We start from the raw sequence: 20,099 nt of genomic DNA, 5'->3' as shown, positions 1-20,099 counted from the left end.
TCGAGGGAGCGGGCCAGCAGGTTCACGGACTTCCACCCGCAGGGACGTCGTCTGCGCCGATAGCGGTGTCACCCGCGCCACCTCGGCACGCGGCATAGTGCTGTTCGCGCCGCCCTCGTCCGATGGCGACACGGGGAAAAACCGGGGCGGTTCACATCGCAATCCGAGAGGGGGTCACATCTAGCATCCGCCGCCCAAACATGGCTAAATCTCGCGGGCAGTCTTGTATCGTGAACTGACGGAGTGAGAATGGCAACGAGGTCTCGTGGGTTTTGCGGTCCGGTTGCTGTCCTCGGCTCGGGTATTCAGGGCGCGCTCGTTGCGCTGGAGTTGGCCGATCGAGGCGTGCGGGTCGACCTATACGAGGTCGCCGACGCCCCGATGACCGCCGCGAGCCGCTGGAACGAGGGCAAGATCCACCTCGGCTACCTGTTCGCCAACGATCCCTCCGGAAGGACCGCGCCCGGGTTGGTGGACGGCGCGGCCGCGTTCTCGGCGATGGCGGATCGCTACATTGGCCGCTCCCGCATCGAAGCCTCGCGCTCCAGCCCGTTCACCTACGCAGTTCATGCGGACAGCCTGCTCTCCCCGGAGCAGGTCCTCGATCACGCCCGGCGTGTCGGCGAGATGGTCGACGCCAACCGTGCCCGGCTCGGACCGGCGGTCCAACTCCAAGATGCTCCCTTGTTCGAGCGCGTGTCCGATGCGGAGCGCTCCTCGCAGTACGACCCGGCGACCATCATCGGTGCGGTGCGAACGCCCGAGGTCGCCCTGAACCCCCACGTCGTCGCCGACGCTGTGACGCAGGCTGTTCTGAGCCATCCGCGCATCAGCTTTCTAGGGAACCACCGCGTGAGGCAGGTCACGCGCGAGACCGACGGCCTGAGCGTGCATACCCTCAGAGCCAACCAGGAGATGGCTCGGGAGACCTACAAGCACGTGGTCAACGCGCTCTGGGCGAACAGGCTGTTGATCGACGCCGGCCTCGGCCTGGTCCCGCCCCGCCCGTGGCTGTTTCGCTACAAGCTGGCCGCGCACGCCCGCTTGAGCCGCCCCCTGCCTCTCATCGGCTCCACCACGATCGTGCTTGGGGGGTTCGGCGACATCGTGAACTTCGGCGAACACCTCTACTTGTCATGGTATCCCGCAGGCCGCATCGGCAGCTCAACGGCCCTTGCGCCACCCGACTGGCACTCCGCGGTCACGCCGGAGCTGAAGGCTGCCACCTGGGAGAGCTTCAGAACCGAACTCGGTCGGATCGACCGGCACCTGGCGGCGCAAGGGGGGCAGCTCGGCGAGAGCGTCGACGTGCAGGGCGGCGTGATCTTCAGCTGGGGCGAGACGGACGTCAGCGACCCGTCCGGGGAAATCCACCAGCGCCACGATATCGGGCCGCGCACCCACGACGGGTACACCAGCGTCGACACCGGCAAGTGGTGCATGGCTCCCCTGTTCGCGACCGAGACCGCCGACAGGATCGCTCCGGCGATCCGGACCTACCCGGCCGCGACGTCCCCGCCCCCGGCCGAGATCGACGTGTTGATCCCCGCCTACAACGCGGAAGGCTTCCTTCAGAAGGCGCTCGACAGCCTGAGCGCGCAGACGTTCGCACGTTTCAGAGCGATTATCAGCGTCGACCTCTCGGACGATGCCACAGCGGAGGTTGCGCATCGGCACGCCCGGAACGATCACCGGTTCGTCGTGATCGAGCAGGTCGAACGGCAGCACTGGGTCGGCGGATTCAACGCGCTGATCGAACGGGTCACCGCCCCTCGGTTCTGCTTCCTGTTCCATGACGATCAACTGGAGCCGAACTTCCTCGAACTCCTGGACCACGCGCTGACCCGGCACCCCACGGCGCTCGGCACGTCGTGCCGCACGCTCATGCACGGGGTGAGTGACGGGGTCACCGCGCCCGAAATCCGGGGAACGATGGTGGAGCGGCTCCGAAAGATGGTCGAGCAGTTCGGGAGCAGTGGGAACTTCGTCCGAGGCGTCCTGATGCACAGCCGCGCCATTGAGGCGGGGCTGCGCATGCCGGAAGGCTACAGCCCCGACGGCCGGCGTTCGGTGGCGCTCTACGACGTGGCGGTGGCGCGGATGGGAGAGATCGTCTGCGAGCCGAACGCGCTTTATCACAAACTCATGTGGCAAGGGTCCACGACGGATGCCTGGCGACGCAAGCCTCCTCCGACGATCAAGCAGCGCGTGACCTTCCTCGCCGCCTATCTCAAGGTCGTGCTCGACTGTGACATCGACGCGGCGACGAAGGTGGAGCTGACCGGCGCCCTCACGGCCGGCTGCGGGCGACAACTGAAACGCGACAAGGCGGTGCCGGCCGGCCACGACGCCGACCGGTTCGCCGCGAGCCTGCTGGCGATGCACCAGGCCGGTGTCGACCTCGATGCTCTGGCCACGGCACAGCCAGCGGCGCTGAATGCGACCGCTCCACCGCGCAATTCCGACAAAGCTGCGCCTCCCCCGAGCCTTCCGCACCAGACCGGCAAGCCCTCGAGCCACAAGACGCAGATCCGGTTCCGGGAGAAGGCCTATTCGCTCTGTCTCCCCAACAGGGACGAGGACCAGATCCAGAAGTTTCTCGCCGATCAGCAGGTGCCCTACGAGGAGGAGATGCTGGGCGACATGATCGGCCGCACGGTCGCCGGAACGGCTGTGCTCGACGTCGGCGCCAACGTCGGCAATCACTCCATCGGCCTGGCGGCGTACACCGACTGCCAAATCTACAGCTTCGAGCCGAACAGGAGCCTCGCCGAAGCCATTCGCCAATCGGCCGAGTTGAACGGCTTCGCCGATCGCGTGCACGTCGTGCAGGCGGGCGCGGGCCGCAGGAGGTCTTGGGCCACGCTGCTGGAAGGCTCCCCGGAGAACATCGGTCGCTGGCAGCTCGAGCTTGGCGCCGAGCAAGGCCATGCCGGTGTCGACCGGATCGAGATCGTCACCCTCGACAGTGTCGCGTACGACCTGCCGGTCTCGGTGATCAAGATCGACGTGGAAGGCATGGAGACGCAGGTGCTGCACGGCGCCGCCAAGCTCATCGCACGGGACCGGCCGGCTATATATTGCGAGGCGAAGACGTCGAAGGAGTTCCGCAACGTCTACAGGATCCTGGACGGCTTCGACTACATGCTCGTCGGCACCTTCAACCGGTCGCCGACGCACCTGTTCCTGCCGCGGGAGAGTTCCGAAGAGCTGCGCAAGGTCGAGCACATCCGCCACCTGGAACTGAAGAATGCCTTTGTCGCACGGTCCAAGATCGCCCGCCTGCGCAGTGAACTGAGGGAGGCGACGCGCTGTCAGCCATGGCAACCGGGCGCAGCCCATAAGAGGAGAGACCGGTCTTGAGGATCGTCCTACATGTCGGCAGCAACAAGACCGGCTCCACGGCAATTCAGGACACCTGCGCCTCGCACCGCGCCGAGTTGGCAAGGTTCGGCCTTCTCTACCCCGACCTCGGTGGCAAGACCCACCACAGCGAGCTGTTGCCCGCCGTGCTCGACGACGAGGAGTATCGCGGCAACTTCGGCCGGACGAGCGCAGAGGGCAGAACCGCCAGCATCGAGCGAGCGGAGCAGCTCTGGCTAGCGCTCTCTGAACAAGTCGACGCCGCCGTGCCAGAGGTGCTCCTGCTGTCGAGCGAGTTCTGCTTCGGCATGCGGCCGCAATCGTTCGAACGGCTGATCGCTAGGCTGTCGCCAATGGCGTCGACGATCGACGTGGTCGTCTACCTGCGCGAGCCGGCCAGCCATTACCTGTCTTCCGCCCAGCAGATCCTGAAATACGGTGGCTGGGTGAAGGATCCGCGCGAGGCACAGGAATACACCCTCAAGCTGCGCAAGCTGCACCGCCTTGTGCCTGGAGAGGTCACGATGCGCCGGTTCTCCCGCGACGAGCTGTTCCGCAAGGACGTCAGCATGGACCTGCTCGCCCAGATCTTCCCCAAGCGCACTGTGCGCGAGATGACGATCGCCCCGGCAACTTCAAACGCCGCGCTCTCGGCCGAGGCGATGTCGCTGCTGGTCAAGTTCAACCGGAGCGTCTGGCAGGACAGGCGAAAGGCCGGCAACTCTGTGAACCAGGCGCTCCTCGTGGCGATCGAGGCCGAGCAGAAGAAGAACGACTACACCCGGGCCGAGCTGCGGCCCGAAATCCGCGACATTATCCACCGTGTCCACCTGGCGGACATGACCACCCTGAAGAGCGAGTTCGGACTCACCTTCCCGACATTCCGCTACGATGTGCCGAGAGTCGCCGGTGACGACGATGAAGCCCGGCTTGCCGCGCTCGAGGTCGACGACATTGTTAGCTTGCACGCGGACAAGGAAGCGCAACTGCAATACGCGGTTATGGCCAACCTGGCGCGGCGGGCGAGCAAGCCGGACGTGGCAGGAATGCCGCAGCAGCCATCCTGATAAAGACCCCGCGGACCCGCAGCGGGCGCGGATCGGACAGCGAATAGTGAGGCGAATGAAACGCAAACTTCGGTCTGCAATGGGCAAATTCCTGCGCCGTCCACCCGAGTCTCCCTCGACGCATGAAGGCTGGGTTGGACTCTTTCCGGGCCACCGCCTGAAGGGCTGGCTCCGCGACACGTCCGCTCCCGGCAGATCCCTTCGCGTTCAGGTTCGGATCGACTCCTACGTCTCCCCTCCCCTGCTGGCGAACGAGAAACGCCCTCATCTTGCCGCCAAGGGCATCGGCAACGTCGCCCACGGCTTCTCCCTGACGCTCCCCGAGACGGTGCCCGCGCAGCCGCGGCAGCGCATCGAGCTCCTCGACCTGTCCGGCACCATCCTGCTCTCTCCCTCGCTCCAGGCTCCCGAAGGGACAATTGCGCCGGCAGAACCGCAGGCCGTGCCGCTGCACCTCCCGCGCAAGGCGTACGAAGGGTGGTTCGGCTTGTACTCCAGCCGCCGTGTCTCGGGTTGGTGCATGGTCAGGGACGACCCCGCCCTCAAGATCAGCGTGCGGGTGCGGGTTGGCGACTACCTCTCGGACCCGATCACCGCCAACGAGCCACGAGAGCACCTCGAGGAGCGCCAGTGCGGCGATGGACGATACGGGTTCAGCCTGCACCTTCCCGGCCATCTCATGCTCGCGCCCGACACGGTGATCGAGATCTTGCTGGCCGAAAGCCTGCTTCCAATACAACGCCAGTCCTGCCGCAAGTTCGAGGCGGCGTTCAACTCGCTGCCCCGGAAAAGCAGCTCCGGCGCCAGGCGTGCCCGCACCCGCCGCGACAATCAGGCCGAAGTGATGCTGCTGTGGTGTCCGATCTCCGTCTCCGGGCTGACGACGCAGCTCCAGCAGGTGACGGCCATCCTGCGACGGCACCAGATCGCCTACCAGATCTCCTACCATACCGCTCCGACGGTCGACGCACATCCCGAGCTCGACCACTGGATCGACCCCGCGGACATCGACAGCCCCAAAATGGTGTTCTACTTCGAACGATTCGTGCCGTTCGACCGCGGGTTCGAAGGGGCGTTCAAGGTGTTCTACGTCAACCTGGACTGGTTGAGCGACAGCATCATTCCCCTGGTTCGCACCTACGCCGATCTGGTTCTCGCTCCCGTTCCCTACCGGCTGGACGACCTCCGCCGGATGTTCTGCGGGCAGCACGTCGAGCATCTGCCCTGGCCCCCGGCTTTCGCACCCGATCACGAAGCCGCACCCCGAACAGGTGAAGCGGAAGACAAGATCCGCGTCCTCTATATCGGCAACGACTACGACGAGATGTCGCGCAAGAGCCCCGTTGCCGTTGTCGAAGCGATGCTGGCCTGCGACCGCACCGACCTCGTCTTCGATCTGAAGTTCCGCTCGCGTCTACCGGAGGAAGTCCGCGCGCGCCTTCTGGCGGCCCCGCAAGTCGAAAAGCTGATCGACGAGCCAACGGATCACGCGATGGTCCGCGACCTCCACAGGTCAGCCGATGTCAGCCTGATCCCGAACGAGTGTGAAGGGAACGGGCTCTCCATCCTGGAGGCGTGGGCGCTCGAGGTGGTGCCCGCCGTCCTGAACGGCCACCCGATGTGCGACGTTGTTTCAGAGACGAACGCCTTCCTCATCGAGTGCGACGATCTCGGCATGCGGGAGCAGACGAAGCTCTACCGAACCGACGCCCGGCGCATCGGGAACTTCCTCGCCGGACTTGAGCGGGAAGACCTCTCGCGGAAGCTGGTGAAGATCCGCGAGGAGGCGCCACTGCTCCTCGAGCGCCAGAACAAGCTCGAGAGGGTCATCCTCGACGCGGCCCATGCCAGCGGCCTGCACGCCAAGTCCGTCCGCCTAGCCCTGAGGGAAGCCCACCAGGTCGAACCCGCCTCTCGCCGGCCCCGTATCCACGACCTCATGTTCGGCACCCGCAGTCGATCCACCATCGCCCGATCGACCGAGCGTATCGATGTGATGATGACTACGTTCCAGCGGCCGAAGCTCTTTTCGCGCAGCTTGGAGAAGCTGGTGGACGCGATGCAGCAATCGCCGTTCGAGCACCGGCTGTTCATCGCGGCTGAAGAGCTCGATCGCGAGACAGCTGAAATCCTGCAATTCTACACCGAGCACGTCCACCAGGTGCTCTGGACTGGGCAGCGGCAGGGCCTGCCCTACTCGTGGAACATGCTCGGCTCGGCGTTGCAGCACACGATCGCGCGCACCGAGCATCGTCCCGACTACGTCTGCTATATCCAAGACGACTGCGAGATCCTCGAGCCCAGCTCCTATTTCGAGGTCATGGCCACCGTCGCGAATGCCGCGGACCCCGGATTGCTCGGCTTCGTGAGCGGCTACCACACCGACATTCACCCCGGCTTCGCCACCTCCGAGCTCGAAGGCAGGCAGATCGTTTTCAGCGACTCCGTCGACGGGAAGAACTTCATGGCCCGGCCCCGCACGCTCCAGAGCATCGGACCGCTGAGCTGGTGGTTTAAAGACGGTATGAGGCGCGGAAACCCCGGCCCCGTGCGCGGCAGCCATTTCGATCTCTGGCAATGGCAGGAATCCCCGAACTCACTGAAGGTGCAGCGCCGGGTGAACGTGGTGCTCCCCGAGCTGACCGGTCACTCCGCCGACGGCGCAGAGTTGTCCACGTGGGCGAACGACACCAGCCCGGAGGAAGTTGAGAAGCGTATCAGCGCAGGGAGAGTCTATCACACACGCTAGGTCCGTTTAGCTTTCCAGCGCCGGTGGCGCGGCTCCCTGCCCTTCTTGCTCGTCCCGCCTCTCCCCATTTGCAGACGATCGCCTGCCCGCCTCAATGCAGGTGGACATGATCGACTGCTGGCCCCTACCCGGTGCTTGCCGAGCGCCGCCAGCTGCGTGGGTCAGATCCGCGACATTGGCGACGCTCGGTCCGAACGGCGGAGGACCGCGCTGCGCCTCGGCTGCGGTCAGGCCGCGACGGCGTCGCGCAGCAGGGCCCGGCCGGTGGCGCCGTCGAAGAGGTGGACCTTCTCGGTCGCCGGCAGGAACCGCACCTCCTCGCCCGGCTGCGGCAGCACGCGCTCGCGGAAGACGCCGACGAATGGTGCCGCGCCGACCTTGCCGGTGATGTGGACCTCGGCCCCCGTCGGTTCGACCAGTTGCGCCGTCATCGGGATGCCTTGCGGATCGACGGTCACGTGCTCGGGGCGGATGCCGTAGGTGACGGGAAGGTCGGTCCCGGCAGGCGTGTCGGGAGGCAGGGGTAGCTCGACACCATCCTCCGTCTGGAACAGGTCGCGGCCGCGGGGCCGGAGGGTCCCCTCGAGGAAGTTCATCGCCGGCGAGCCGATGAAGCCGGCGACGAAGGTGTTTGCCGGGTAATCGTAGAGGTCGAGCGGCGCCCCCACCTGCTCCACCCGGCCCGCGTTCATGACCACGATCCGGTCGGCCATCGTCATCGCCTCGATCTGATCGTGGGTGACGTAGACCGTGGTGGTGCGCAGCTCCTGGTGCAGTGTCTTGATCTCGCCGCGCATCGCGACCCGCAGCTTCGCGTCGAGGTTGGACAGCGGTTCGTCGAAGAGGAACACTTCGGGATTGCGCACGATGGCCCGACCCATCGCGACACGCTGGCGCTGGCCGCCCGACAGGTTGCCGGGCAGGCGCTCGAGAAGCTGCTGCAGCCCGAGGATGCCTGCCGCCCCGTCGATCTTGCGCTTGCGCTCGGCCTCGGGCGTCCCGTTCAGGCGCAGCGAGAAGCCCATGTTCTCCTGCACCTTCATGTGCGGGTAGAGCGCGTAGTTCTGGAACACCATCGCGATGTCGCGATCCTTGGGGTGCAGGTTGTTCACCACCTTGTCGCCGATGGCGATGAGGCCCGCGCTGATCTCCTCCAGGCCGGCGATCATCCGCAGCAGCGTCGACTTCCCGCAGCCCGACGGGCCGACGAGCACCACGAACTGTCCGTCCTCGATCTCGAGCGAGACGCCGTGCATCACTTCGACCGCGCCATAGGACTTGCGAACATCCCGGATCGTCAGATTGGCCATGTGCCTCGTGTCCTTTCGCTCATTTCCCGCGCCAGGCGGGGGTGCGTTTCTCGGTGAAGGCGGCGATGCCTTCGCGGAAATCGTCGCTGTCATAACATGTCGCGATGAGATCGCGACCGTCCGGCGGTGCCACGGCTTCGATGCGCGCCAGCGCTTCCTTCGACGTGCGCAACGTCAGCGGAGCGTTGGAGCACAGTTTGTCGGTCAGCCGCGCCACGACGTGATCGAGCTCCTCCGGCGCCGCGACGCGGGTGAGAAAGCCCGTGCCGGCGAGGTCGTCGACGGTCAGAAGCTCGCCCAGTAGCAGCATCCGGCGCGCGTGCGAGCCGCCGACCATCGCCGACAGGCGCGCCGCGTTGCGCATGGAGAGGCAATTGCCGAGCGTCCGCGCGATCGGGACGCCGAAGCGGCTGTCGGGCGTCGCGATCCGCAGATCGCAGGCGGCGGCGATGTTAAGGCCGCCCCCGACGGCCAGCCCCTCGATCACGGCGAGGGTCGGACAGGGAATGGCGGCGAGGGCCTGCAGGATCCTGTCCATCTTCTGCTCGTAGGCGATACCGTCGGCGCCCCCTTCGAATTCGGCGAACTGGGCGATGTCGGAGCCGGCGACGAACGACGCTCCCCCCGCGCCGCGCAGCACCGCGCAGCGGATGCCGGGAGCGTCGGCGAGCGTGTCGCAATGCTGGGAGAGCGCGTCGTACATCTCCCAGGTCATCGCGTTGCGCGCGGCCGGACGGTCGAAGGTGATCCGCGCGACGGCGCCTTCGATCTCGAGATGAACGGCGCCGGCGCTCATCCGAAGGCCCCCCGCCGCTCGAGATCGTCGGCTTGCGTGCCGAGACCGAGCTCTTCGAGCACCTCTTGCCGGTGTTGCGCCAGAAGCGGCGCGGGATGGCGGACCTGCTGGGGCGTGTCGGACAGCTTGACCGGGAAGCCCAATGTCTTGACCGGCCCTTCGGCAGGGTGGTCGATCTCCATCACCATGTCGCGGGCGCGGGTGTGGTCGGCCTCGAAGACCTGCCGGAAGTCGTTGATCGGCCCGGCGGGGACGCCGGCGGCGAGGAAGGCGTCGACCCACTCCGCCGCCGTCCGGGTGCGGAACGTCGGCTGCAGGGTGGCAGCGAGCGCTTCGCGATTGCGTACCCTGTCGCCGTTGAGGGCGAAGGCAGGGTCCTGTCGCAGCTCGGGCCTGTCGATCACCTTGCAGAAAATCTCCCATAGCTTCTCGTTCGCGGCGCCGACGACGAACATCCCGTCAGAGGCCTCGAAGGCCTGGTAGGGGGCGCTCATCCGGTTGGCGGTGCCGAGCGGTTTCGGTGATTGGCCGGTCGCCCAGAACTCGGTCGTTTCCCAGATCGACAGGGCGAGGGCCGACTCGAAGAGGGAGGCGTCGATGTACTGGCCCTTGCCGGACGTCTGCCGTCCGATCAGGGCGCTGAGGATGCCGTAGATCGAGAACAGCCCCGCGCCGAGATCGCCGACGGAGACGCCGGACTTGACCGGCCCGGTTTCGGGATGGCCCATGGCGCTCATCACGCCCGACATGGCCTGCGCGATCAGGTCGAACCCCGGCCGCGCCGCCCATGGCCCCGTCTGCCCGAAGCCCGAGATCGACGCGTAGACCAGCTCGGGACGGATCGCCGACAGGGTGGCGTAATCGACACCGAGCCGAGCAGCCACGCCGGGGCGGAAGTTCTCGACGAGCACATCCGCCGTCCTGACCAACTCGAGGAAGACCTCGCGGCCGGCCTCGGACTTGAGGTCGAGCGCGATCGAGCGCTTGTTGCGGTTGAGCGCGAGAAAGCCGGGGCTGTCGTCCCCCTTCATGCGGAAGCCCATCGCGCCCCGGGTCTGATCGCCGCGCGGGGGCTCGACCTTGATGACGTCCGCGCCCATGTCGCCGAGCAGCATGCAGCCGAATGGGCCGGCCATGACCTGGCTGAGGTCGAGGACGCGGTATCCCGCCAGCGGCTGCGGCTTCGTCGTGGTCTGGTCAGCGTCTGGCAAAAGTGCCCCCGAAATCTGGATGGTACGATCTGCGCGCATTTTTGTATGCAAGAACGAGGCAGTCAACACCTTTCGTACAACCTGTCGAGCGGCTGAGCGATTGCGAGCCGGCGCCAGGTGGCATAGATTGAGGAAACGACAGGATTAACTACCCCATGAAAAAGCCGCACCTTGCATCCAATCATGCCGCCCGCCCCAAGGGCGCTCTGCACCAGCAGACGACGGATCGGCTGCGCGAGATGATCGTCTCGGGCGAGTTGAAGCCAGGTGAGCGGCTGCGGGAGGCGCATTACTGCGAAGAGCTCAACGTCTCGCGCACCCCCTTCCGCGAGGCGGTGCGGACCCTGATGGCCGAGGGGCTGATCGAGCAGCTCCCGAACCACTCCGCCGTCGTGGCCGGATTGGATGTCGACGACCTGAAGGAGCTCTACGAGGTGGTCGCGGCGCTCGAGGCGCTGGCCGGCGAGCTGGCCTGCCAGATGGCGACCCGCAAGGATATTTCCGATATAGTCTCGATACATAGCCAGATGCTCGACTGTTACGAGCGACGCGAGAGAAGCGCCTATCTCAAGCTGAATCACGAGATCCACAAGCGCGTGGTGGAGATATCCGGCAACCGGACACTCTTGGCGAGCTGGCAGGCACTGGTGCCGAAGGTCGAGCGGGCGCGGGCGATGGCGAACCTGGACGAAGGCCGCTGGCTGGCCGCCGTGACAGAGCATTCGCGGATGCTTTCGGCCCTCGCCAGCGGCGACGGCGCCGCGCTGGCCGACCTGACGCGCCAGCATTTCGCCAACGGCCTGCCCTACTCGCAGGCGCAGCTGCAAGGCGACGGCGCGGCCCATCCGGGCGCGCGCTCTGCGATCTTGCATCCAAAGACCCCCGACCGCGGGTAGTCCCCGCCAAAAATTCCCAAAACTCGCGCCGCGGCATTGACAGATGAGTTTTTGCATACAAGAGTTGGCGCCGAGCAACGTGAGTCATGAGAGGACGAACTAGTGACGCAGCAGGACGACATCCACGTGGATCCCTACCAGATCCGCAAACATTTCGAGCCGCTCCGCGTCGCCGACGTGTGTGACGGGCTGGACGGGCTCGGCTACTTCAATGTCGGCAACGTGAGCCAGGACATCCGGCCGCTCTTCCTGGGCATCAAGTTCTGGGGCGTCGCCGTCACCCTGCGCTGTGTGCCCGCCAACAAGCCGATGTGGCCGCTGGAGACGACCGAGGACGTCGTCAAGGCGCACGGCCACTGGTTCGACAAGCACGGCAACAAGGCGCGCTCGCTGAACGATCACGTCCAGGAAGGCAGCGTCGTGGTCTGCGACATGGGCAGCGCCGGCGAGGTGGGCTTCTGGGGCTCCGAGAACGCACTCGGCGTGGTCAACAAGGGCGGCGTCGGCATCGTGACCAACGGCTACGCCCGCGACACCGGCGAACTCGCGCTGCAAAAGACCCCGATCTGCGTCCGCTCGCGCGGCCGCACGATCATCCCCGGCCGGATCGAGGCCGTCGAGACCCAGACGCCCGTCGGCATCGGCGGCGCCCAGGTGCGCCCGGGCGACATCGTGGGCTGCGACGACGACGGCCTTGTCGTCGTCCCGATCGAGGTCGCGGCGCAGGTCGCGGCGCATGGCAAGGAAGTGCTGCTGGCCGACATGCGCGCCCGCCAGCGCCGCTATGACGACCTCGGCATGCCGCACGACGAGACGGTCGATGTGCAGGCCATGGAAGCCTACTTCGCGAAGCTCGGCTGACCCGGGCGGGCCGGCGCCGTGTACGCGGCGCCGGCTGGAAGAAAAAGAACCGATCATTGGGAGGAGAAACCATGAAGAGAATGATCTACGCCGCGACGCTCGCGACCACGGCGCTGGCCAGCGCGGCCTTCGCGCAGGACCAGGTGACGCTGGACTTCTGGGAGGGCCACAGCCTTCAGGAGGAGGGCGCCACGATCAAGATGATCGAGGCGTTCGAGGAGAGCCACCCGCACATCTCCATCAACCGGGTCAAGACCAGCTTCGGCACCAACTTCGAGGCGATCACCACCGCCCTCGCGTCCAACACCGCGCCCGACGTCAGCCCGATCTGGAGCGGGTTCCTTTCGCAATTCGCCGCCCGCGGCGCGCTCGTCGACCTGACCGAGCACGGCGTGACCGATCCCTCTGGAAGCATCTACCCCGGTGCCGTCGATTACGTGACCTGGGACGGCGGCATCTACGGGCTTCCCTATGCCTTCGATCCGCGGTTCATCGTCTACAATGCCGCCGCGCTCGAAGAAGCCGGCCTCGAGCCCGCCGAGACCTTCGACGAGATGATCTCGATGGCCGAGCAGTTGGCCGTGGTCGGCGACGACGGCACGGTCGTGCGCTATGGCTTCGGCCTGGGCAGCGCCGACGCGCTGGCCTACTTCTTCATCAACCTGCTCTACGCGCAGGGCGGTGACGTCTTCAACGAAGACGGAACGCAGGCAGCCTTCAACGACGAGGCCGGCGTCGCGGCGGGCGAAATCATCGCGCGCCTCGCGGAGCAGCCCGGCAACACGCTCAACGCCCAGGGCGACGTCGTCCGCCAGGGTGTCCTGACGGGCCGGATCGCGATGGTCTACGATGGTCCCTGGGTCTTCCACACCGCGGCCCAGGACGACACCTCGCAGGAATTCGTGGTCGGGTCCGTGCCCACGGTCGCGGAAAGCGACGATCCGCTGAACTTCGGCTCGGTCGGCGCCTACGTCGTCTACGAGCAGAGCGAGCATCCCGAGGAGGCCGCCGAGTTCGTCCGCTTCCTGGCCTCCCCCGAGGCGCAGCAGTTCCGTGTCGAGGCGCTCAAGCCCGGCGTTTCGCCGGACGTGCTCAACCAGGACGTCGCGCAGCAGACCTTCGATGAGTGGCCGGCGCTTCGCACCGCGCAGGAAGAGCTCGCCAACTCGCGGATCTTCCCCAAGCACGAGAACTGGTCGGCCGTGTACCAGGCGATCATTCCCGCGATCGAGGCGATCGTCTCGGGCGACGACGTGCAGGGCGCCCTCGACAGCGCCGCGCGTCAGGCGGACCGCGCCCTGCGCCGCTGATACAGCCTGCCCGCGCTCCGGCATCCGGAGCGCGGGCCTCGTTGCCCGGCCGACGCCGGGCGCCTCTGAGATACGCCGGGAGAGGTTTGTAGATGACGATCAAGCAGCAGCAGTTGATCCTCGGGATTGTCTTTCTCGGCATCCCTCTCCTGTGGATGCTGATCTGGGTCGTCGCCCCGATTTTCGTCGTCTTCTACATGAGCTTCACCACCTACGACGTCCTGTCACCCATGCGGTGGGCCGGCACGTGGAACTATACCGATCTCTGGTATGACGACCTGTTCTGGCGCGCGATCGGCAACACGCTCTACTTCACCGCCGTCAGCTTGCCCGCCGGGGTCTTCCTGTCGCTGATGCTCGCCGTGCTGGTGAACCGGCAGTTGCCCTTTGTGGGGCTGTTCCGGACGATCTTCTACATGCCGGTGGTGACCCCGCTGATCGCCGCGGCGCTGGCGTGGATCCTGTTCTACGAAACCTCGGCGGGCATGTTCAACTACACGCTCGACCTGCTCGGTATCTCGCCCGTGAACTGGCTGAACGACCAGTCCACGGCGATGCCCGCGATCATCATCATGAGCGTCTGGAAGAGCCTCGGCTACAACATGGTGATCTTCCTCGCGGCGCTGCAATCGGTGCCGAAGGAGCTGGGCGAGGCCGCCGCGATCGACGGCGCGGGGCCGGTGCGCCGGTTCTGGTCGATCACCCTGCCGATGCTGACCCCGGCGATGGTCTACGTGGTCATCACCTCGCTGATCGCCTCGTTCCAGGTCTTCGCCCAGGTCCGGGTGATGACCGACGGCGGGCCGAACAACTCCACGGTGACCATCGTCCACTACATCTATCGCACGGCCTTCCAGAACCTGCAGTTCGGCTATGCCTCGGCGATGGCGACGATCATGTTCTTCCTGCTGATCGTCGCCTCCTTCGTGAACCTCCGGCTTGTGGGACGACGCAATGTCTACGATTGATCCGCCCGATTTCGACCGGCGCGACCGCTTCGCCGATGCCCGCGTGCCCACCGTCCGCTCGGTGAAGCTGCGGCGATGGATGAACAACGCGCTCGGCTTCTACCTGCCGGCGACGATCATCGCCCTGGTCATGGCCTTCCCGCTGTTCTGGATGCTGTCGCTGGCGCTGAAGACGAACTCGCAGATCTTCAGCTACCCGCCGCGCCTGCTCGAGACGCCGCTCCGCTGGGAGCACTTCGTGGAGATCTGGAGCGATCCGCGCATGAACATCGGCATCCAGACGTGGAACACGCTGGTCTATGCCACGGTGCGGACCTTCATGCAGGTGCTCCTGTCGGCCATGGCGGCCTTCGTGCTGGCGCGCTACCACTTCCGCGGCCGCAACATGATCTTCTACCTGGTCCTGGCGACCGTGATGATCCCCCACGAGGTGATGCTCGTCCCGCTCTACCTGATGGTCAAGGCCGTGCCGCTGGCCGGGGGCAACGACATCTGGGGCACGGGCGGCAGCGGCTGGCTCGATACCAAGGCTGGGCTGATCCTGCCGGGGATCCTGTCGGGCTACTCGATCTTCTTCCTGCGCCAGTTCTTCCTGACGATCCCCAGGGAGGTCGAGGAAGCGGCGCGGATCGACGGCTGCAGCGAGTTCGCGATCTTCTGGCGCATCGCCATCCCGATGTCGCTGCCCGCGCTGACCGCTCTCGGCATCTTCTCGTTCCAGTTCGCCTGGTCCGACTACACTTGGCCGCTCGTCATCTCGACGAGCGAGGAAAGCCGGACCCTGCAGCTGGGCCTCGCGATGTTCTCGTCTCACGACGGCACGGACTGGGCCATGCTGCTGACGGGGGCGGCGATCTCGACACTGCCGCTGATCGCGCTCTTCGTCCTGCTGCAGCGGTTCATCGTCACCGGCATCAACTTCGGCGTCGGCAAGTAGGAAACTCCATGGATATCATCGACGCCCATCACCACTTCTGGGACCTGGACAACAACCACCTGCCCTGGCTCAAGGAGGAGCCGCCGATCAAGTTCCGCTACGGTGACTACACCGCCCTGAAGAGGAACTATCTGCCGGCCGACTATCGCCGTGACAGCGGCAGGTTCAACGTCATCGGCTCGGTCTACATCGAGACGGAATACGACCCCGCCGATCCACTGGGCGAACTGGCCTGGATCAGCGCCCTGCGCGAAGAGGCCGGCCTGCCGTCGGTGATCGTCGGTCAAGCCTGGCTCGATCGCGAGGACGTGGCCGAGGTCCTGGCCGCCTACCGCGATGCACCGCCCGTGCGCGGCATCCGCCACAAGCCGGCCGCGTCCGCCTCGCCGGAGGCGGCGGTGCGCGGGGCAGCGGGCTCGATGGACGATACCCGCTGGCGCGACGGCTTCGCCATGCTGGCCTCCCATGGCCTGTCGTTCGATCTGCAGACGCCGTGGTGGCACTTCGACGCCGCCGCCGAGCTCGCCCGCGACTTCCCGGACACGCAGATCATCATCAACCACACCGGCCTGCCGTCGGACCGCAGCCCCGAGGCGCTCGCGGCGTGGCGCGCGGCCCTGGATGCGATGGCCGGCCATGGCAACGTGGCGATCAAGATCTCGGGCATCGGCCTGCCGGGCCGGGAGTGGAGCGTCGCCGACAACCGCCCCGTCGTCGAGGCCGCCATCGCCGCCTTCGGTCCCGAGCGGGCGATGTTCGCCTCGAACTTCCCCGTCGACGGCCTCGTCGCCTCGTTCGAGACCATCTACTCGGGCTTCGACGAGATCACCCGGAACCTGCCCGAGACCGACCGCGCCGCGCTCTTCCGCGAGACGGCGCGGCGCATCTACCGGATCGGCGCGACATGAAGGTAGGGGTCATCGGGCTCGGCATCATGGGCGCGCCGATGGTGCGCCGCCTGCGCGAGCGTGGCTTCGAGACCCGCGTCTGGAACCTCGAACCCGAGCGGTTCGCACAGGTCTCGGATGCTGGCGCGCTCTGGTGCGACAGCCCGGCCGGAGTGCGCGCGGCGTCCGATATCGTCGTGCTGTGCGTCCTCGACGGCAGGGCGGTCGAAGACGTCTGCTTCGGCGCGCAGGGCCTTGCCGGGGCCGGCGGCGCCGAGATCGTCGTCGACTGCTCGACGGTGCCGCCCGAGGCCACGCGCGACATCGCCGGGCGCATGGACGCCGCCTGGATCGACGCGCCGGTCTCCGGCGGGCCGCAGCTGGCGGAGACCGGCGAGCTGACGATGCTGCTCGGAGGGCAAGAGCGCGACATCGAGCGCGCGCGCGCCGTCATCGACGCATTGGCCGCCAACGCCACCCATCTCGGCCCGCTCGGAGCCGGACAGGCCGCCAAGACGCTGAACCAGGCGATCGTCGGCGTGAACTACGTCCTGATGGCCGAGCTTCTGGCGCTGGCGCGCAAGTCGGGGATCGACCCGGCCCGCCTGCCGCAAGCGCTCGCGGGAGGCATGGCCGACAGCCAGATCCTGCAACGCATCTATCCGCAGATGGAACAGCGCGACTTCGACGATCCCAAGGCCTATGCGAGGCAGCTGCGCAAGGACCTCGACGCCGTCGCGCAGTTCGTCGAAGGACGCGGCGTCGATGCCGTCACGATCCGCGCGGCCGTCGAGCGCTACGGCGCATACGTCGATGCCGGCCACGAGATGAGCGACAGTGCCGCCATCGCGCAATTCTACGACGGCGACGACACCACCTCATGAGCGGCGCCGACCTCGGAAAGCATCTCGAAGGCATCCCCGCGCTCTTCGACCGGCACGAGATCGCGCCCTACTGCACCGACTGGCATGGCGACCGCACCACCGGGGCGCTGGCCGTGGTGCGCCCCGGCACGACCGGGGAGGTCGCCCGGACGATGCGCGCGTGCCGCGAGCTGGGGCTGGCCATGGTGCCCTCGGGCGGGCGCACCGGCCTTGTCGACGGGCACCTGCCCGACGCGCCCGACCGCACCGTCGTCATCGCGCTGGAGCGGATGAACCGGATCCGGGCGCTCGACGCCGACAACTTCGTCGCCCATGTCGATGCCGGCTGCGTGTTGCAGACGGTCAAGGACGCTGCCGCCGAGCAGGGACTGCACTTCCCGCTGGCGCTCGGAGCACAGGGCAGCTGCCAGATCGGCGGCAACGTGGCGACCAACGCCGGCGGGCTGAACGTGCTGCGCCACGGGATGATGCGCGACCTCGTGCTGGGGCTCGAGGTGGTCCTGCCGGACGGCACAATCTGGGACGGCATGTCGTCGCTGCGCAAGGACAATCGCGGACCGGCACTGCACCACCTGTTCTGCGGCGCGGAGGGCGCCTTCGGGATCGTGACCGGCGCATCCCTGAAGCTGTCGCCCCTACCCGACCGGAGCGTGACCGCTCTGTTCGCGCTCGCCACGCTCGAGGATTGCGTGACCTTCTTCCGCATGGCCCGGCGCAACTGCAGCGATCTTCTGTCGGCGTTCGAGTTTCTTCCCTCCGACGCCTTCGAGGTCGCGCGCATCGCGATGCCCGACCTGCCGCGCGCGGTCGACGAGAGCCACGGTGCCTATGCCCTGATCGAGATCGCCAGTTCCGGCTATGTCGACCCCGCCGCGCTGATGGAGCAGCTTGCCGAAGACGCCATGGCCGAGGGGCTGGTCGTGGACGGTGCCCTCGCCGCTTCGGTGGCGCAATCGCGCGAGCTTTGGCTGATGCGCGAGGCGCTGAACGAGGGTCAGGCCCGCATGGGGCCGCACCTGCGCACGGACGTCTCGGTGCCGCTGTCGGAGGTGGCCCGCTTCGTGAACGAGACCACCGCCGCGCTCGCCGCCGCCCTGCCCGCCGCGCGGGCGCTGGCTTACGGCCATCTTGGCGACGGCAACATCCACTTCAACGTCCACGCCGACCCGCCGCACCGCGCCGCCTGCCTGCCTGCGGCGAAGACGATCATCATGGAGCGGGTCGCGGCCTTCGGCGGCTCGATCAGCGCCGAGCACGGCATCGGCCGCCAGAAGCGCGAGGCGCTGCGGACAGGCGCGTCGCCGGAGCATCACCGGACGTTGCTCGCCCTCAAGCACGCACTCGATCCCGACGGCTTGATGAATCCCGGTTGTCTGCTCTGAGATCGATCGCCGCCGCGACCGGCGTCCTCACGGTCTTTCATTGATTTGTCGTGCGACCCCGTTAACCTGCCGCTCGAGATCGGGGTCGGTCACCCTCGCCGGTGGCGCGGGTGGGGCAGGCTGGCGGTCCGTGACAACTGGGAGAGCACACATGAACAAGCGAATGATGGGGGGCGCGATCGCCTCGCTCGTGGCGGCGATGCCGGTCGCCTCGCTGGCGCAGACCGAGATCGAGCTGTGGCACGCCTTTTCGGGACGGCTGCAGGAGCTCGTCGATGCCCAGGTCGCCGACTTCAACGAGATGCAGGACGACTACGAGGTCGTCTCCACGTCCAAGGGCAACTACTCCGAGACGCTGAACGCCGGCATCGCCGCCTTCCGCGCGGGTGAGCAGCCCGACATCCTGATGGTCTTCGAGGTCGGCACCGCCACGATGATGGCCGCCGAGGGCGCGGTCCGCCCGGTGCACGAGGTGCTCGGCGGGGCCGATGTCGGCTTCGACCCCGACGCCTATATCGGCGCCGTGAAGGGCTACTACACCACGCCCGAGGGCGAGATGCTGTCCCTGCCGTTCAACTCGTCGACGCCCGTCCTCTGGGTCAACCGCGACGCGCTCGAGGAGGCGGGCATCGATCCCGACACCGACCTGTCCACCTGGAGCCAGGTCGGCGACGTGCTCGACCAGCTCGCCGAGGCGGGCCACGAATGCCCGATGACCACGGCCTGGCAGAGCTGGATCCACCTGGAGAACCTCTCCGCCTACCACGACACCCCCTTCGCCACGATGGAGAACGGCTTCGCCGGGCTCGGCACCGAGCTGGCGCTGAACAACGAGGTCCAGGTCAGGCACATCGAACAGCTGGGCGAGTGGGCGCAGGAGGGCAAGTTCATCTACGCCGGCCGCCGCAACGAGGGCGGCGCCAACTTCCGCGCCGGCGAGTGCGCGCTCTTCACCGAGAGCTCCGCCGGCTACGCAGGGATTTCCGACGAGGCCGAGTTCGACTTCGAGGTCCGGCCCCTGCCCTACTGGGAAGACGCCGGGTCCGCGCCGCAGAACACCATCATCGGCGGTGCCTCGCTCTGGGTGATGGAAGGCCAGTCGGACGAGGAATACCAGGGCGTCGCCGAGTTCCTCTCCTACCTCTCCTCGCCCGAGGTGCAGGCCCAGTGGCACCAGGACACCGGCTACCTGCCGATCACCTCCGCCGCCGCCGACCTGACCCGCGAGAGCGGGTTCTACGAGGAGAACCCGGGCACCGACATCGCCGTCGAGCAGATGACGGCCAACGAGCCCACGGCGAACTCCAAGGGCATCCGCCTGGGCAACTTCGACCAGATCCGCACGATCATCGACGAGGAGCTCGAGGCGGTCTGGGCCGGTGACAAGGACGCCCAGTCCGCGCTCGACAGCGCGGCCGAGCGCGGCAACGAGCTGCTGCGCCGGTTCGAGCAGGCCAACAGCCGCTGAGGCGAGACGC

15 protein-coding genes are annotated in these 20,099 nt (G+C 66.9%); 12 read left to right on the top strand and 3 right to left on the bottom strand.

What is annotated here, in order from left to right:
- The first annotated feature begins 249 nt into the window (after positions 1-249).
- The 3 genes from OG2516_RS17855 to OG2516_RS17845 are packed head-to-tail and all read left to right on the top strand — an operon-like array spanning position 250 to position 7,179.
- Positions 250-3,363 (top strand): FkbM family methyltransferase, encoded by a 3,114-nt coding sequence (locus OG2516_RS17855; protein ID WP_007257041.1) that lies wholly within the window; start codon positions 250-252, stop codon positions 3,361-3,363.
- Positions 3,360-4,430 carry a hypothetical protein gene (locus OG2516_RS17850; protein WP_007257040.1) on the top strand — a complete coding sequence of 357 codons (1,071 nt, stop codon included), beginning with the start codon at positions 3,360-3,362 and terminating at the stop codon, positions 4,428-4,430. Before OG2516_RS17855 ends, OG2516_RS17850 begins: the two co-directional genes overlap by 4 nt.
- Before the next feature lie 55 nt (positions 4,431-4,485).
- A complete protein-coding gene (locus tag OG2516_RS17845; RefSeq protein ID WP_156799437.1) occupies positions 4,486-7,179 on the top strand; it encodes a glycosyltransferase family protein in 2,694 nt (897 codons plus the stop codon).
- Positions 7,180-7,406: 227 nt separating this feature from the next.
- On the opposite strand, the gene OG2516_RS17840 is transcribed toward OG2516_RS17845, so the two are convergent.
- The 3 genes from OG2516_RS17840 to OG2516_RS17830 are packed head-to-tail and all read right to left on the bottom strand — an operon-like array spanning position 7,407 to position 10,496.
- Positions 7,407-8,489, bottom strand: a complete 1,083-nt coding sequence (locus tag OG2516_RS17840) for an ABC transporter ATP-binding protein (protein ID WP_007257038.1) — start codon at positions 8,487-8,489, stop codon at positions 7,407-7,409.
- Between the two features lie 19 nt (positions 8,490-8,508).
- Complete coding sequence (locus OG2516_RS17835) at positions 8,509-9,285, bottom strand: enoyl-CoA hydratase/isomerase family protein (protein WP_007257037.1); 777 nt, start codon at positions 9,283-9,285, stop codon at positions 8,509-8,511.
- Positions 9,282-10,496: a CaiB/BaiF CoA transferase family protein gene (locus OG2516_RS17830; RefSeq protein ID WP_007257036.1), complete on the bottom strand. Its 1,215-nt coding sequence runs from the start codon at positions 10,494-10,496 to the stop codon at positions 9,282-9,284. Before OG2516_RS17830 ends, OG2516_RS17835 begins: the two co-directional genes overlap by 4 nt.
- Before the next feature lie 155 nt (positions 10,497-10,651).
- Between OG2516_RS17830 and OG2516_RS17825 the strand changes: the two genes are divergently transcribed.
- The 9 genes from OG2516_RS17825 (at position 10,652) to ugpB (ending at position 20,089) form a co-directional block, all read left to right on the top strand.
- Entirely contained in the window at positions 10,652-11,392 is a 741-nt protein-coding gene (locus OG2516_RS17825) for a GntR family transcriptional regulator (RefSeq protein WP_007257035.1), read from the top strand.
- 102 nt (positions 11,393-11,494) lie between these two features.
- Positions 11,495-12,253, top strand: a complete 759-nt coding sequence (locus OG2516_RS17820) for an RraA family protein (RefSeq protein ID WP_007257034.1) — start codon at positions 11,495-11,497, stop codon at positions 12,251-12,253.
- 71 nt (positions 12,254-12,324) lie between these two features.
- Positions 12,325-13,563 (top strand): ABC transporter substrate-binding protein, encoded by a 1,239-nt coding sequence (locus OG2516_RS17815; RefSeq protein ID WP_083788646.1) that lies wholly within the window; start codon positions 12,325-12,327, stop codon positions 13,561-13,563.
- Between the two features lie 92 nt (positions 13,564-13,655).
- On the top strand, positions 13,656-14,531 hold the full coding sequence (locus tag OG2516_RS17810) for a carbohydrate ABC transporter permease (RefSeq protein ID WP_007257032.1): 876 nt from the start codon (positions 13,656-13,658) through the stop codon (positions 14,529-14,531).
- Positions 14,518-15,468, top strand: a complete 951-nt coding sequence (locus OG2516_RS17805) for a carbohydrate ABC transporter permease (protein WP_007257031.1) — start codon at positions 14,518-14,520, stop codon at positions 15,466-15,468. The genes OG2516_RS17810 and OG2516_RS17805 overlap by 14 nt, the downstream gene beginning before the upstream one ends.
- An 8-nt stretch (positions 15,469-15,476) precedes the next feature.
- Positions 15,477-16,376 (top strand): amidohydrolase family protein, encoded by a 900-nt coding sequence (locus OG2516_RS17800; protein ID WP_007257030.1) that lies wholly within the window; start codon positions 15,477-15,479, stop codon positions 16,374-16,376.
- Positions 16,373-17,239 (top strand): NAD(P)-dependent oxidoreductase, encoded by an 867-nt coding sequence (locus tag OG2516_RS17795; RefSeq protein ID WP_007257029.1) that lies wholly within the window; start codon positions 16,373-16,375, stop codon positions 17,237-17,239. Before OG2516_RS17800 ends, OG2516_RS17795 begins: the two co-directional genes overlap by 4 nt.
- Positions 17,236-18,621 (top strand): FAD-binding oxidoreductase, encoded by a 1,386-nt coding sequence (locus OG2516_RS17790; RefSeq protein ID WP_007257028.1) that lies wholly within the window; start codon positions 17,236-17,238, stop codon positions 18,619-18,621. Before OG2516_RS17795 ends, OG2516_RS17790 begins: the two co-directional genes overlap by 4 nt.
- 163 nt (positions 18,622-18,784) lie before the next feature.
- Positions 18,785-20,089, top strand: coding sequence for a sn-glycerol-3-phosphate ABC transporter substrate-binding protein UgpB (ugpB, locus tag OG2516_RS17785; protein ID WP_007257027.1), 1,305 nt, complete (start codon positions 18,785-18,787; stop codon positions 20,087-20,089).
- Positions 20,090-20,099: the final 10 nt, after the last annotated feature.

The sequence above is a fragment of the Oceanicola granulosus HTCC2516 genome, from assembly GCF_000153305.1.
In the GTDB taxonomy this organism is placed as follows: domain Bacteria; phylum Pseudomonadota; class Alphaproteobacteria; order Rhodobacterales; family Rhodobacteraceae; genus Oceanicola; species Oceanicola granulosus.
Note: the sequence above shows the minus strand (reverse complement) of the source record. Positions and strands in the feature narration are given on the sequence as shown.